Source organism: Corynebacterium sp. LK2590, from assembly GCF_040946105.1.
Taxonomy (GTDB): Bacteria; Actinomycetota; Actinomycetes; order Mycobacteriales; family Mycobacteriaceae; genus Corynebacterium.
The window spans coordinates 19,374-33,766 of sequence record NZ_JAYWMH010000008.1 but is presented as its reverse complement, the minus strand read 5'-3'; the positions used below and the strand labels follow the sequence as shown (position 1 = coordinate 33,766).

General features: G+C 64.9%; 12 protein-coding genes. 4 read left to right on the top strand and 8 right to left on the bottom strand.

The features are described from left to right. Nucleotides 1–86: 86 nt before the first annotated feature. The 4 genes from VVR85_RS10055 to rplJ form a co-directional block, all read right to left on the bottom strand. A complete protein-coding gene (locus VVR85_RS10055; protein WP_368520758.1) occupies nucleotides 87–3,584 on the bottom strand; it encodes a DNA-directed RNA polymerase subunit beta in 3,498 nt (1,165 codons plus the stop codon). 291 nt (nucleotides 3,585–3,875) lie between these two features. Next, nucleotides 3,876–4,859, bottom strand: coding sequence for a DUF3068 domain-containing protein (locus VVR85_RS10050; RefSeq protein ID WP_368520757.1), 984 nt, complete (start codon nucleotides 4,857–4,859; stop codon nucleotides 3,876–3,878). A 190-nt stretch (nucleotides 4,860–5,049) separates the two neighbouring features. Further along, a complete protein-coding gene (gene rplL / locus VVR85_RS10045; protein ID WP_368520756.1) occupies nucleotides 5,050–5,439 on the bottom strand; it encodes a 50S ribosomal protein L7/L12 in 390 nt (129 codons plus the stop codon). Between the two features lie 76 nt (nucleotides 5,440–5,515). Continuing rightward, nucleotides 5,516–6,037, bottom strand: a complete 522-nt coding sequence (gene rplJ / locus VVR85_RS10040) for a 50S ribosomal protein L10 (RefSeq protein ID WP_368520755.1) — start codon at nucleotides 6,035–6,037, stop codon at nucleotides 5,516–5,518. 361 nt (nucleotides 6,038–6,398) lie between these two features. Between rplJ and VVR85_RS10035 the strand changes: the two genes are divergently transcribed. Genes VVR85_RS10035 through VVR85_RS10020 form a run of 4 tightly spaced genes read left to right on the top strand, consistent with a single transcriptional unit; the run spans nucleotide 6,399 to nucleotide 11,412 of the window. Beyond that, complete coding sequence (locus VVR85_RS10035; RefSeq protein ID WP_368520754.1) at nucleotides 6,399–7,721, top strand: deoxyribodipyrimidine photo-lyase; 1,323 nt, start codon at nucleotides 6,399–6,401, stop codon at nucleotides 7,719–7,721. Nucleotides 7,722–7,731: 10 nt separating this feature from the next. Then, complete coding sequence (locus VVR85_RS10030) at nucleotides 7,732–8,733, top strand: pyridoxal-phosphate dependent enzyme (protein WP_368520753.1); 1,002 nt, start codon at nucleotides 7,732–7,734, stop codon at nucleotides 8,731–8,733. Continuing rightward, a complete protein-coding gene (locus VVR85_RS10025; RefSeq protein WP_368520752.1) occupies nucleotides 8,726–10,048 on the top strand; it encodes an FAD/NAD(P)-binding protein in 1,323 nt (440 codons plus the stop codon). The genes VVR85_RS10030 and VVR85_RS10025 overlap by 8 nt, the downstream gene beginning before the upstream one ends. After that, nucleotides 10,045–11,412 (top strand): Y4yA family PLP-dependent enzyme, encoded by a 1,368-nt coding sequence (locus VVR85_RS10020; RefSeq protein WP_368520751.1) that lies wholly within the window; start codon nucleotides 10,045–10,047, stop codon nucleotides 11,410–11,412. Before VVR85_RS10025 ends, VVR85_RS10020 begins: the two co-directional genes overlap by 4 nt. 126 nt (nucleotides 11,413–11,538) lie before the next feature. On the opposite strand, the gene rplA is transcribed toward VVR85_RS10020, so the two are convergent. The 4 genes from rplA to secE all read right to left on the bottom strand — a co-directional run bounded on the left by rplA (nucleotide 11,539) and on the right by secE (nucleotide 14,391). Then, nucleotides 11,539–12,246, bottom strand: coding sequence for a 50S ribosomal protein L1 (rplA, locus tag VVR85_RS10015; protein ID WP_368520750.1), 708 nt, complete (start codon nucleotides 12,244–12,246; stop codon nucleotides 11,539–11,541). A gap of 80 nt (nucleotides 12,247–12,326) precedes the next feature. Continuing rightward, entirely contained in the window at nucleotides 12,327–12,764 is a 438-nt protein-coding gene (rplK, locus tag VVR85_RS10010) for a 50S ribosomal protein L11 (RefSeq protein ID WP_290224617.1), read from the bottom strand. Between the two features lie 235 nt (nucleotides 12,765–12,999). Continuing rightward, complete coding sequence (nusG, locus tag VVR85_RS10005; RefSeq protein WP_368520749.1) at nucleotides 13,000–13,929, bottom strand: transcription termination/antitermination protein NusG; 930 nt, start codon at nucleotides 13,927–13,929, stop codon at nucleotides 13,000–13,002. A 129-nt stretch (nucleotides 13,930–14,058) separates the two neighbouring features. After that, nucleotides 14,059–14,391: a preprotein translocase subunit SecE gene (gene secE / locus VVR85_RS10000; protein WP_368520748.1), complete on the bottom strand. Its 333-nt coding sequence runs from the start codon at nucleotides 14,389–14,391 to the stop codon at nucleotides 14,059–14,061. Nucleotides 14,392–14,393: the final 2 nt, after the last annotated feature.

Genomic DNA, 14,393 nt, shown 5'->3' with positions numbered 1-14,393 from the left:
TAACGAGGAATTGTTGGCATTTGAAAAAGTAACTTGTTTCCTTGCCCGCCGCTGGGTATACCAGCGGCGGACCTAAAGCAGAGTCGCTAGGCGATGTCGGCGGCGGAACCCTCATCGCGGGACAGGTTAATGCCCAGCGAGGAACCGGATTCCATGTCGTCTTCATCCGAGCCGGAAAGCTCCATCGGCGTGCCGTCGGTGGACAGGACCTCCACGTTCAGGCACAGCGACTGCAGCTCCTTGAGCAACACCTTGAAGGATTCCGGGATGCCCGGATCCGGGATGTTCTCGCCCTTCACAATGGCCTCGTAGACCTTCACGCGGCCGACCACGTCGTCCGACTTGATGGTCAGCAGCTCCTGCAGGGTGTAGGCCGCGCCGTATGCCTGCATGGCCCACACCTCCATCTCGCCGAAGCGCTGGCCACCGAACTGGGCCTTACCACCCAGCGGCTGCTGGGTAATCATGGAGTACGGACCAGTCGAACGGGCGTGGATCTTCTCATCCACCAGGTGGTGCAGCTTGAGCATGTACATGTAGCCGACCGAGATCGGGTACTTGTACGGCTCGCCGGAGCGGCCGTCGAACAGCGTGGCCTTGCCCTCGCCGTCGACCAGGACGTCGCCGTCGCGGTTCGGGCGGGAGGACGCCAGCAGGCGGGAGATCTCTTCGTTGGTCGCGCCGTCGAAGACCGGGGTGGCGGTCAGCGAGTCGGCCGGGACGTCGTAGAGCTCTTCCGGCAGGGTCTTGAGCAGCTCGGCGTTAGCCGGGTCGTCGACGTCGACCTTCCAGCCGGCGTGTGCCAGCCAGCCGAGGTGGACCTCGAGGACCTGGCCGATGTTCATACGACGCGGAACACCGTGGGTGTTCAGGATGATATCGACCGGGGTACCGTCCGCCATGAACGGCATGTCCTCCGGCGGCAGGATCTTACCGACAACGCCCTTGTTGCCGTGGCGGCCGGCCATCTTGTCGCCGTCCTGGATCTTGCGCTTCTGGGCGACGTAGACGCGGATCATCTCGTTGACGCCCGGGGCCAGGTCGTCATCGTCCTCGCGGCTGAACCGAGCCACGCCGATAACCTTGCCGACCTCACCGTGCGGGACCTTCATCGAGGTGTCGCGCACCTCGCGGGCCTTCTCGCCGAAGATGGCGCGCAGCAGGCGCTCCTCCGGGGTCAGCTCGGTCTCACCCTTCGGGGTGACCTTACCGACCAGGATGTCACCCGGGCGGACGTCGGCGCCGATGCGGATGATGCCGCGCTCGTCCAGATCGCTGAGCACGTCCTCGGCCACGTTCGGGATCTCGCGGGTGATTTCCTCGGCACCCAGCTTGGTGTCGCGGGCATCGATCTCGTGCTCCTCGATGTGCACGGAGGTCAGGATGTCCTCTTCGACGATGCGCTGGTTGAGGATGATGGCGTCCTCGTAGTTGTGGCCTTCCCACGGCATGAACGCCACGAGCAGGTTGCGGCCCAGCGACATCTCACCGTTGTGGGTACCCGGGCCGTCGGCCAGCACCTGGCCGGCCTCGACGCGCTCGCCCATGGACACCAGCGGGGTCTGGTTGTAGTTCGTGCCCTGGTTGGTGCGCTCGAACTTGCGCAGCATGTAGGTGTCGCGCTGGCCCTCGTCGTCCATGATGGTGATGAGGTCCGCGGTCACGTCCTCGACCACGCCGGCCTTTGGGGTGATGACCAGATCGCCGGCGTCGTAAGCCGCGCGCTGCTCCATGCCGGTGCCCACGTACGGGGACTCGGAGCGCACCAGCGGCACTGCCTGGCGCTGCATGTTCGCGCCCATCAGTGCACGGTTAGCGTCGTCGTGCTCCAGGAACGGAATCATGGCGGTAGCCACGGAGACCATCTGGCGCGGGGAGACGTCCACGTAGTCGACGCCGGAGGCGTCGGTCACGGCGATGTCGCCGTCGCGCTGGCGGACCTCGATACGGTCGCCGATGATGTTGCCCTCGGCGTCCTGCTCGACCTCGGCCTGGGCGATGGAGAAGCGATCTTCCTCGTCGGCGGTCAGGTACTCGACTTGGTCGGTGACCTTGCCGTCGACGACCTTGCGGTACGGGGTCTCGATGAAGCCGAAGGAGTTCACGCGGGCGTAGGAAGCCAGCGAGCCGATCAGGCCAATGTTCGGGCCCTCCGGGGTCTCAATCGGGCACATGCGGCCGTAGTGGGACGGGTGCACGTCTCGCACCTCGATGCCGGCGCGCTCACGGGACAGGCCGCCCGGGCCCAGCGCGGACAGGCGGCGCTTGTGGGTCAGGCCGGACAGCGAGTTGTTGTGGTCCATGAACTGGGACAGCTGCGAGGTACCGAAGAACTCGCGGATAGCTGCCGAGACCGGGCGCACGTTGATCAGCGAGGTCGGCGTGATGGACTCCGCGTCCTGGGTGGTCATGCGCTCGCGCACGACGCGCTCCATGCGGGACAGGCCCACGCGGACCTGGTTCTGGATCAGCTCGCCCACGGTGCGCAGACGGCGGTTGCCGAAGTGGTCGATGTCGTCGGTGTTGATGGAGATCATCTCACCGTTCGGCGCCTTCATCTCGCGCTCACCGACGTGCAGGCGCACCAGGTACTCCAGCGCGACGGCGATGTCTTCCTCGGTCAGGGTCATCAAGCCGTCGTGGTCGCCGCCCAGGCCCAGCTTGCGGTTGACCTTGTAGCGGCCGACCTTGGCCAGGTCGTAGCGCTTCGCACGGAAGAAGGAGTTGTCCAGCAGGGACTGAGCAAGCTCGCGGGTCGGCTGCTCACCCGGGCGCTGCTTGCGGTAGATCTCCAGCAGGGCCTCGTCCGTGTTGGCAACGCCATCGGACTCGAGGGTGGACATCATCAGCTCGGAGAAGCCGAAGCGCTCGCGGATCTGCTCTTCGGACCAGCCCAGGGCCTTGAGCAGCACGGTGACCGGCTGGCGGCGCTTGCGGTCAATGCGCACGCCGACGGTGTCGCGCTTGTCCACGTCGAATTCGAGCCAGGCGCCGCGGGACGGGATGACCTTCACGGAGTGCAGCGGGCGCTCCGTGGACTTATCGATGGTCTGGTCAAAGTACACGCCCGGGGAACGCACGAGCTGGGAGACGACAACACGCTCGGTGCCGTTGACAATGAACGTACCCTTGTCGGTCATCATCGGGAAGTCGCCGATGAACACCGTCTGAGACTTAATCTCCTGGGTGTCATTGTTGATGAACTCTGCGGTCACGTAGAGCGGCGCCGAGTAGTTGATGTCCTTTTCTTTACACTCGTCGACGGTGTTCTTCACCGGCTCGAAGCGCGGCTCGGACAGCGACAGGGACATATTGCCCGAGTAGTCCTCGATCGGGGACAATTCCTCTAGGATGTCCTCCAGGCCAGAGGTAACGCGCGCGTCGTCGCCGCGTTCAGCCTGCTGGCGCTCACGCCACTCCGGCGTGCCGATGAGCCATGCAAAAGAATCAAGTTGTAAGTCAAGGAGGCCCGGAACCGCAATCGGCTCGCTAATCTTAGCGAACGAATAACGCTTCGGGGCTCCAGGGATATTGGCCACTGACTTGGTCTGGCGGGAGACTGCCAAGATGGGTCCTTCCAGCACCTCACGCGGATCACTTCCCCGCCTGGGAGGGGCGAGCAAGCAAAACCGCTGGTAGATTTAGCATTCGGTCTGCTGTGGAATCAGCGGGCTCAGGTAGCACAAAATCACCTTGTCAAGTCGCTTTACCATCACCACGTGCCAAGGCTAAATGTGCACTGGGGATCCGGATTCCAGCGCAACGAAACAGCCTATATCAATTCCGGCGATTTGTAAAGACGCGCGCGATCGTCTATGTGCCCACCCGGGTTCCTAGTCGCGAACGCCGAGGGCCACGCGGTCTGAGCCTTAGCCTCAGAGGGCCCGCTTAACCTTCTGGCCGCGCGGACCGAAAACCCCGAAGACTCCCAGCAGCCCAATGATGGTTAAGACAACGCCTAGGCCGAGGCCAATCCAGCGCGCGATATTCGCGACCTGCGGATCCGGAATCTGGCCGGCCTGCCCGATGAGCTGGGCGCGATCCTCGTCGGAGGTGGAGGCCTGGAAGACGAAGGCGTCCTCGCGGCGTTCGCCCTCCCGAGTGCCATAGTAGTCGTCGATGTCTAGGTCCATGCCGACCACCATGCCCGTGGCGTGGTCGACGTAGATGCTGCGCTTGCCGGAATGGAACAGGTAGCCGGGCTCCGTGCCGCCCTCGGGCGTCTCGAACTGGGTGGTGTTACCCATCCCCGCGTACAGCGTGGCGACATTGACCGGGGCGATCTCCTGGTCGTAACGGTAGATCTCCCGGCCGTCTATCTCCTGCTCCTCGGCGAAGACGGCGTCTTCTGCCTTCCGCAGGGTCGGATCGAAGACCGGGTAGGTGGTCTTTTCCGCCTCCGACGGGAATTTCAGCCAGTAGCCGTCGATGGCCACCTCCGCCGCCGGCGAGGCGATCGTGTGGTTCAGGCGGGCCTTGTCCTGGGCCGCACCGCTGACGCGGTCGATGGGGAAATTCCACACCTGGGCGCTGACCAGGTTCTCAACGTCGCCGGCGTCGGCCTCGGTGCCGCGCACGGTGGTCTGCCCGACCCGCAGGGAGGCGTCCTCCTTGCCGGAGGGATCCACGGTGTCGTAGTGCAGCTGGTAGGCCAGCGGGCCCTCGTAGGGCTGCGTCCCTTCTTCGCTTGTGGTCTGCGCCCGCCCGTCCGGGTCGCTGAAGCTAAACGTGGTGTGCTCGGCGTCCAGCGGCAGCTTGGCCCGCAGGTCTAGGAAGACAGGCGCGAGCGCGCCCGCGGCGATCAAAGCGATGCCGAGGCCTAGAACGATCACGGAGATGATGCGGGATTTGGGCAGCATGGTACAGCATCTTACAACCCAGCAATTGCTGGTTGATAATGAAACACCCGGTTTCCGGCGTGCGAAAGCTGCCCGGAAGGGGGTGAGAACATGAAAAACCTCCGCCTGCTCCCGCGGTGATGCGGGGCAGGCGGAGGTGGTTTAAGCCTTGAGGAGGCTTAGGCCGAAGCCGAAGTGAGTCTGATTGAGACTACTTCAGCTCGACGGAAGCGCCAGCCTCTTCCAGCTTGGTCTTGGCGGCCTCGGCGTCGTCCTTGTTGGCGCCTTCCAGGATGGCCTTCGGAGCGGACTCAACGAGCTCCTTGGCTTCCTTCAGGCCCAGGCCGGAGACGATCTCGCGGACAGCCTTGATGACGCCGATCTTCTTGGCGCCAGCGTCGGTCAGAACGACGTCGAACTCGTCCTTCTCCTCAGCAGCAGCGTCGCCACCGGCAGCCGGAGCGCCCGGAGCAGCAGCGGCAACCGGAGCGGCAGCCTCAACGTCGAAGACCTCTTCGAATTCCTTGACGAACTCGGAGAGCTCGATGAGGGTCATTTCCTTGAAAGCTTCAATGAGCTCGTCCTTGGTGAGCTTAGCCATGATGGCCATCCTTTCTGTGTGGAACCCAGACGGTTCCGAATTGTGGTGTGTACGTGGTGCGTAGATTTACGCGGGTTTAAGCTTCTGCTTCCTTCTTGTCCTGCAGCGCAGCAGCGGTGCGGACCATCTTGGTTGCAGGAGCGTTGAATACAGCCGCAGCCTTTGCCATAGAACCCTTCATGGCGCCAGCCAGCTTCGCGAGAGTGGTCTCGCGGTTGTCCAGCTCGGCGATGGCCTGGACCTGCTCCGCGGTAAGCGCGTTGCCGTCCATGTAGCCACCCTTGACGACGAGTGCCTTGTTGTCATCAGCGAACTTCTTGATGACCTTCGCAGCATCCACTGCCTCGCCCTTGATGAACGCAATAGCGGTCGGGCCAGTCAGCAGATCGTCAAGACCCTCGATGCCGGCTTCAGCGGCAGCGATCTTGAAAAGGGTGTTCTTGGCGACGGAGTAATCAACGTCAAAGCCCAAGTCATTACGCAGTTCCTGCAGCTGAGATACGGTCAGGCCGCGGTACTCGGTCAGCACGACAGAGTTAGCACCGTCCAGCTTTTCCTTCAGCTCTTTCAGGTCTGCAGTATTTTTTGGGTTTGCCATTTGATTCTCGCCTCCTTCCAAAACATCTCTTTTGTTTTCCGCCGGGGCCCTCCGCCGCCCTTACCGCCAGCCCCTTATGGGTTGGGCGATTAAAGGACAACAAAAAGCCCCGTGCAAGAGCACAGGGCGCGGGCGAAAGGACGTGCTTTCGCTTAGTGTCGCAAAGTGTCTCCTGCGTGGGCCGCTCCCAACGGGTGGGAAACCTTCGATCCATTCCTGGATGACCAACGGTCTTCGGTGAACTTTGTACGGGCGCCGCCGAACTCGAGGTGATTCGAGCGCGCAACGCCGTTCAAACTTCGTCGGTTAGCCTAACAGCGGCCCAGGTAGAAAACCAAATTCCGCGTCTATCATCGCACCCATGACGTGTGTGATGTGGTTTCGCGACGATCTCCGCCTTTCCGATAACCAGGCCCTGACCTGGGCCAGCGAGCAGGGCGAGGTGGTCGCCCTCGTGGTAGATGAACCGGCGCACCCAGGCACCCGCCAGCTCGGCGGGGCCGCCAAGTGGTGGCGCGAGCGTTCCCTGTCGAGCCTGCGCGAACGCCTCGCGGAATACGGCGTGCAGCTGCTGCGCCGCAAGGGCGACGCCCGCACCGTCGTGCCCGAGTTCTGCGCCGAGGTCGCCGCCACTTCCGTTTCCTGGACCCGCCGCTACCACCAACCGTTGCGGGAGGTCGACGCGGCGGTCAAGCAGGCGCTTTCCGATGCCCGCGTGAACGCCACCTCCCACCCCGGACACACCCTGGTCGAACCATGGGAGGTGCTCACCCTCAAGGGTGAGCCCTACCGGGTCTACACGCCGTTTGTCAAGGCCGCCCGCCAGCAGCTGCGTGACGACGATCCCCTGCCCGAGCCCACCCTGCGCGGCGCGCCGGCCCCCGCCGATAAGGAAGCCGGCACGCCCCACCAGGCCGCCTGGGAGGACAAGCTCGCCCAGTATTGGACACCAGGGGAGCCGGCAGCCCGCGCCAAGCTGGCAGCCCTCGACCTCACCGACTACGCGAAGTGCCGCGACTTCCCCTCCAAACAGGTCACCAGCCTGCTCTCCCCACACCTGCGTTTTGGGGAGATCTCCCCTCGCGAAGCATGGGTGGCGGCCGCCGAACTACCCGGTTCCGCGAAATTCCACTCCGAGTTGCTGTGGCGGGACTTCGCCTGGCACCGGCTCTACCACCTGCCGGACCTCGCCACCCGCAACGTGCGAAAGCGGTTCGACGGCTTTGACTGGGCATCGGAAAGCGAGCACCTGCCCGCCTGGCAGCGCGGGGAGACCGGGATTCCCTTGGTCGATGCCGGCATGCGAGAGCTGTGGGAGACCGGGTACATGCACAACCGCGTGCGCATGGTGGTGGGTTCCTTCCTGACCAAGAACCTAGGCATTCATTGGCGCCGCGGGGAGGAGTGGTTCTGGGAGACGCTTGTCGACGCCGATCCCGCCTCCAACCCCTTCAATTGGCAGTGGGTGGCCGGCTGCGGTGACGACGCCGCGCCCTTCTTCCGCATTTTCAACCCGTTGACGCAGGAGCAGAAGTTCGATCCGGATGGGGAGTACGTCGCCCGCTGGACGCCGCCGTTGTCTCCCCCTCCCATCGTGGACGTAAAGGAATCGCGCCAGGCCGCCCTAGAGGCCTACGCGGACATGAAGGAGCAAGCAGCTGCAGGCTCCGCGGATTCGCACTAGCATTGGGGAAATGACCACCCCACCACCGTGCAGTTCGACCCGCCCGCCGATTGGCAACACCCCCTTGATGCGCCTTGACCGGTTGCACGAGCGCGAGGACGTCCACATCTATGCCAAGCTCGAGCAATTCAACCTCGGCGGTTCAGCGAAGGATCGCACCGCCCGCGCGCTTCTCAACGCAGCGCTGGAGGCCGGCGAGGTTGGGCCGGGTTCCACGCTCGTGGAATCCTCCTCCGGCAACCTCGGCATGGCCCTTGCCCGGCTCGCCCCGCTCGAGGGAATGCACTTTCACTGTGTGGTGGATCCGCGCGTCAATCGCAGCACCGTGGCCACAATGCGCGCCTTCGGGGCGACGGTGGAGATGCTCGAACACCCGGATCCGGAAACCGGGGATTGGCTTTCTGCCCGCCGCAGCCGCGTGCAGGAGCTGCTGCGCGAGATCCCGCGCTCGCACAACCTCAACCAATACGCCAACCAGGCCGCCTTCCATGCCCACGCCGAGGGAACGATGCAGGAAATCCTCGAACAATTGGGCGCAGCGCCCTCTCACCTGATGGTGGCCATGAGCACCACGGGCACCCTCGGCGGGTGCGTGCGCAAACTCGATGAGGTGGGGGCGGATACCCGCACCATCGGGGTGGATGCCCTGGGTTCTGTGCTCTTTGGCGGTACCCGCGGCACCCGCTTATTGCCCGGCTACGGCGCCGGGGTGGTCACCGATCTTTCCACCGCCTTCACCCCATCCGAGGTGGTGCGCGTGCCGGACCTCGACGCGGTCGTCGGCGCCCGAACCCTCGCCTTCCGCGAGGGGTTGTTGCCGGGCGCTTCGGGCGGCGCCGTGGTCGCCGCGGCGCTGCGACGCATCCCCGAGCTAGAGCCGGGTTCACGGTTGGTGCTGATTCTTCACGATGCCGGCCACGCCTACCTCGAAACCATCTACAACGACGAGTGGGTCGCCGAGAACTTCCAAATCTCGCCGCCCAACTGCGCGCGAAGGTGGAGGCATGAGTAGGAACGTAGCGATCATCGGCGGCGGCCCTCGCAGCCTATGGGCGGTCGAGGAGCTCATAGACCGCGCCCGAGCGGAACTTACGGTCACGGTATTCGACCCGCACCCCGCCGGCGCGGGTGCGGTGTACCGCCCGGATCAACCCACGTGCTGGCGGTTGAACGTCTCCTCGTCCATCGTGCGCAGCTCTGTGGAAACCTTTGGCGAGTGGTGCACCCACCGCGGCATTCCCGCCGAGGAATTTCCCCCGCGGGCCGTCGTGGGTCAATTCCTGGCAGATGCCTGGGCCGCCGCCGTACACCGCAGCCCCGCTAACCTGCAGCTGCGCCATCTCCCCCGCCTCGTTCACGCCGTGCACCAGGATGCCGATGGGCGCTACCAAGTGATCGTGAGCGGCGAGCCCGAATCCGCCGCCGAGATCGCGCAGGCACGCTTCGACGAGGTATTAGTCTGCACGGGTCACGCCCACGATCACCCGACGGCCCTCCACCACCGGCCCAGCGCCGTGCCGGTCACCGGGTTGTACTTCGGCGCCGACCTCCCCACCAGCCCTAGGCGAATCGGCACCCGCGGCGCAGCGCTGAGCTTTATCGACGTGTGCCTGCGCTACCCGGAGGCCGAGACCATCTACCCCGTCTCCCGCAGCGGCCGCTTCATGGAGGTCAAACCCCCGCTCCCTGAGTTCCCCTCTTACCTGCACGCCGCGGCCCGCACCGCCGGCTCCGCCGCCGAAGTGCGGAAGGTGCTGATCGATGCCGCCCTCACCCTGGGTGATTTTGCCGCCGCGCAGCTGCACCACGTGCTGGACGGCGAGGACTTCACCGGTGACGCCGTTGCCGAATTCCATCATTCCCTCCGCGTCGCCCGCGGGGACGCACCGCTCCATGCGGCCGGAGCCATCGGCGTGGCCTTCCGCGGCCTGTTCAATAACTTCGTCGACCACCACGCCCACGACGGGGTCATCCCCGGGTTCGCGGAGCTCGCCCGCACCCTCGAGCGGGTGTCGTTCGGGCCGCCACCCATCACCGCGCAAGTGCTCGCCGATGCCCTCGATTCCGGGCAGGTGGATACCACCTACCTCGCCCGCCCCGAAACGATCGACGAGTGGATGGGCGGCTCGACCGGCCCCGCCCCGGACATCGACCTGCTCATCGACGCCACCATCGCCCCACAGGGCCGCCCGACCCCCTTTTCGGACGTTCCGGGCGTGGTAGAAATTGGCCGCAGGAACGAAAAGATCCTCCCTGGCCACGATTCCTTGAGCCGCGACAACCACACCGACATCCCCCGCTGGGCGGAGAAAGTAGGAAAGCCATGACCTCCCACCCGCACTCGCCGCTGCCCATCCACGGTACCGTCCCCTTGGCCGCGCGCCTCGAGCCGTGGATGCGCGATCTGCTCGCCGATCCCTCCCAGGTAGCCGAGCTCACCCAGCGCTTCGGCTCGCCGGTCAACGTCCTGGATACTTCCGCCCTGCGCCGCAACGCCGCCGAGCTCGTCGATGCCGGCTCCCACCTTGGCGTTGAGACCAAGGTCTTTTTCGCCCGCAAGGCCAACAAGGCTCTGGCCTTCGTCGCCGCCGCGCGGGAGGCCGGGCACGGCGTGGACGTAGCCAGCCTCGATGAGCTGCGCCAAGTCCTCGCTGCCGGGGTCGCGCCCCAAAAGATCATCCTCAGCGCCGCCATCAAGAACGAGGAGCTGCTGCGCACCGCGGTTAAGGCCGGGGTGGTCATCTCTTGCGACAACATGGGGGAACTAGCAAGCATCGGCAAGCTTGGCCCCGCCAAGGTCGCCCCGCGACTCGCCCCCAACCCGCAGCACCTGCCGCCCACGCGCTTCGGCGAGCGTTTAGAAACCTGGCTCCACGCCGACTGGCCCGCGAACGTAACGGTGGTCGGCGTGCACGTGCACCTGCACGGTTACTCCGAAGCCGACCGGCGCACCGCGCTCGGCGAGGCCGTCGCCCTGATCGAGGCTATGCGTGCACAAGGCCACCCCGCCTCCTTCATCGATATTGGTGGCGGCGTGCCCATGAGCTACCTGGAATCCCCACAACAGTGGGAGCACTACCTGAGCCGCATCGACCAGCAGCGCGCTGGCGAGGGTGAGCAATTCACCTGGAAGTCCGACCCGCTGCGTAACACCTACCCGTTCTGGCAAAGCCCCACCCGAGGAGAATGGCTCCGTGCGCTGCTCAGCGGCGAGGTAGCAGGTTATGGCACTGCCGCCACGGCGCTGTCCTCTCGCTCCATCGCCCTCCACTTGGAACCAGGGCGCAGCCTCCTCGACGGCTGCGGGATGATCCTCACCACCGTGTTCTTCCTCAAGCAGCGCTCCGACGGGCTGCCGCTCATCGGCGTGGCCATGAACCGCACGCAGTGCCGCACCGCCGCGGATGACATCCTGCTGGACCCCTTCCTCGTTCCCACCGGTCAGGGCGAGCGCCACCCGCGCACGGGTTACCTGGTGGGCGCCTACTGCATCGAGGACGAGATCATCATGCGCCGCAAGATGGACTTCCCACAGGGCGTGGCCGTAGGCGATACCATCGCCATTCCCAACACCGCCGGGTACTTCATGCACATCCTTGAATCCGCCTCGCACCAGATTCCCTTGGCCAAAAACGTCGTCCGTGACGGCGGCGAGTGGATCCTCGACGCAATCGACGAGCCTGCCGCGTAGGGCGGGACGCGGCGCCGAAGCGGAATGGAAGGCCCCCGGCGCGGCGTCGGAAAGCGGGGCGGGCTACAAAACGCCAAAAGGCGCCACGCTCACTGTGAGCATGGCGCCGTGACGCGAGGCGGGGATTTACTCCGCTGCGTAGTCCTTCACCACGGAGGCATCGACAGGGATGCCGGGGCCGGAGGTGGTGGAGATGGTGGCGCGCTTGATGTACACGCCCTTCGCGGAGGAAGGCTTCAGGCGCTGGATCTCGTCCATGAGGGCGCCGTAGTTCTCAGCCAGCTTCTCCGCGTCGAAGGAAGCCTTGCCCAGGATGGCGTGCAGGTTAGCAGCCTTGTCCACGCGGAAGGAGATCTTGCCGCCCTTGACCTCGGAGATGGCCTTAGCCACATCGTTGGTCACGGTGCCGGTCTTCGGGTTCGGCATCAGACCACGCGGGCCCAGGACGCGGGCCACGCGGCCGACCTTGGCCATCTGGTCCGGGGTGGCGATGGCCACGTCGAAGTCCAGGTTGCCGGCGTTGACGGCCTCGAGCAGCTGCTCGGTGCCGACGATGTCGGCGCCCGCCTGCTCAGCCTCGGTAGCCTTCTCGCCCTCGGCGAAGACGGCCACGCGGACGTCCTTACCGGTGCCGTTCGGCAGGGAGACGGTGCCGCGGACCAGCTGGTCGGCCTTGCGCGGGTCAACGCCCAGGCGCAGGACAACGTCGACGGTGGCGTCGAAGTTCTTGGAGGAGGTCTCCTTGGCCAGCTTGGCGGCCTCTAGCGGACGGTACAGGCGGGAAAAGTCAACCTTTTCCGCGGCGGCCTTGTAAGCCTTGGATTTGGTGCTCATTATTAGCAGTCCTTTTCTTGAATAAAGGGTGGTGTGGTCTTTGGCGGGCCGGAGCTAGCCCTACCACATGCAGTTGTTTCTTAGGCCGGCGCGCCGTCGACGGTGATGCCCATGGAGCGGGCGGTACCGGCGATGATGCGGGCGCCGTTCTCGATGTCGCGGGCGTTCAGATCCTCGAACTTGGTCTGAGCGATTTCCTTGCACTGATCCCAGGTGACAGAGCCAACCTTGTCGGTGTGCGGAACGCCCGAGCCCTTCTTGATGCCGGCGGCCTTGAGCAGCAGCTTCGCTGCCGGCGGGGTCTTCAGCTTGAAGTCGAAGGAACGATCCTCGTAGACGGTGATCTCCACCGGCACGATGTTGCCGCGCTGGTTCTCGGTTGCGGCGTTGTAAGCCTTGCAGAACTCCATGATGTTGACGCCGTGGGCACCCAGTGCCGGGCCAACCGGCGGGGCCGGGTTAGCGGCGCCAGCCTCGATCTGCAGCTTGATGAAGCCAGAAACCTTCTTCTTAGCCATCGAATTACCTCTTTCCTAGTTACCGGCACGCCCGCCACGATGAATAACGGGTGCCGTCCGGATGCTTCCCCTCTTTCGGTTCGGCCACCGGGGATGAACGAATAACGGCGTATGCGGCACTTGGCCACACACGCCGGTCAATATTACGGGACGGGCCCTGTCAGACCCAAATCCCGGTTTGTCTCCGCGCTGGCGAGACACGGAGCTCCGCGCCAGCGGGAGACTGGGGTGAGTTTTAGTTGATGCGCTCGATAGCGGTCGGCGACAGCTCGACCGGGGTCTCGCGACCAAAGATGGAGACCAGGCCCTGCATCTTGCCGGTCTCCTCGTCGATCTCGGAGATGGTCGCGGACACGGAGGCCAGCGGGCCGGACAGGATAGTCACGGCCTCGCCCACCTGGAAGTCGTGGGCGATCTTCTTCTTGGCTTCCTTCTCCGGCATGGCCACGACCTGCTCGCCCTCGGCGGCGTTGGCGGCGGCCTCGCCGGTCTTCGCGGCGGTGTCGTTCGGCATCAGGAACTTAGCAACCTCGCGCGGCTTGACCTCGGTGGCGTTACCCTCGTTGCCCACGAAGGAGGTAACGCCCGGGGTGTCGCGGACCACGGACCAGGCCGCGTCGTTGAGCTCCATGCGGACCAGGACGTAGCCCGGCAGCAGCTTGCGCTTGACGATCTTCTTCTTGCCGTCCTTGTTGGCCTCGAGCACCTGCTCGACCGGGACGATGACCTCGAAGATGGAGTCCTCCACGCCCAGGGTCTGGGCGCGCATGTCGAGGTTGGTCTTCACCTTGTTCTCGTAGCCGGAGTAGCACTGGATGATGTACCACTTGCCGTCGCGCTTCTTCAGCTCGGAGGTAAAAGCGCGCAGACGGCGACGGTAGTCCGCCTCCGGGTCGACCTCTTCTTCGCCCGCGGCGCCTTCCTCGGCCTGGCCCTCAGCCGGCGCGGCGTCGGCGGCCTCGGCGGTAGCGGCGCCGTCCACGTTCTCGGCGCCCTCGGCCACGGCCGGGGCCTCGCCTTCGCCGGCCTCGGCAGTAGCGGCGTTGTCCGCGCTCTCGACGTTCTCGACGCCGTCCGCGTTCTCGGCGGCGTCGGCAGCCTTGTCCTGGATGCTTTCCAACAGGGCCGACTCGACGGAGTTCTCGAGGTTGTTGTCTTCGCTCACTGGATTCTTCCTCACCTTGGGGTTTCGCGTGCCACCGATTATAGGCGGTGGGCTAATAAATTATCCCGCCCTCCCCATCATCAGGAAGCGGCGGGACTAAGCTTTCTAGCTTGCTGTTTACCTAGTGTACTAAGGAGTCAGCACCCACTCAACTCCGAGGCCGGTCAGCGTGTCGACGCTCCAGACCAGAGCGGTCAGGACGATCAGGAAGCCGAAGGTCACCAGGGTGTACTGGACCATTTCCTTGCCGGTCGGCCAGACGACCTTCTTGACCTCGGTAACAACCTCGGGAAGGAAGGAGGCCACGCCATTGCCCGGCTTTTCATCCTGCGGGCGCGCGGTAGCGACCTGGCCGCCGTGCTTCTTGGCGTAGTCAGCAGAGGAGGTCGTGGAGGCGCCGGAGCGCTGACGCTTGCCGGTGGGGCGCTGTGCGCCAGCATCTGGCCGCTGATTATCGCTCACGA

Bases quoted from the DNA above. Each gene is read 5' to 3' on its own strand.
- VVR85_RS10050 (WP_368520757.1), bottom strand. From the start codon at position 4,859: ATGCTGCCCAAATCCCGCATCATCTCCGTGATCGTTCTAGGCCTCGGC.
- rplL (WP_368520756.1), bottom strand. From the start codon at position 5,439: ATGGCTAAGCTCACCAAGGACGAGCTCATTGAAGCTTTCAAGGAAATG.
- rplJ (WP_368520755.1), bottom strand. From the start codon at position 6,037: ATGGCAAACCCAAAAAATACTGCAGACCTGAAAGAGCTGAAGGAAAAG.
- VVR85_RS10035 (WP_368520754.1), top strand. From the start codon at position 6,399: ATGACGTGTGTGATGTGGTTTCGCGACGATCTCCGCCTTTCCGATAAC.
- VVR85_RS10030 (WP_368520753.1), top strand. From the start codon at position 7,732: ATGACCACCCCACCACCGTGCAGTTCGACCCGCCCGCCGATTGGCAAC.
- VVR85_RS10025 (WP_368520752.1), top strand. From the start codon at position 8,726: ATGAGTAGGAACGTAGCGATCATCGGCGGCGGCCCTCGCAGCCTATGG.
- VVR85_RS10020 (WP_368520751.1), top strand. From the start codon at position 10,045: ATGACCTCCCACCCGCACTCGCCGCTGCCCATCCACGGTACCGTCCCC.
- rplA (WP_368520750.1), bottom strand. From the start codon at position 12,246: ATGAGCACCAAATCCAAGGCTTACAAGGCCGCCGCGGAAAAGGTTGAC.
- rplK (WP_290224617.1), bottom strand. From the start codon at position 12,764: ATGGCTAAGAAGAAGGTTTCTGGCTTCATCAAGCTGCAGATCGAGGCT.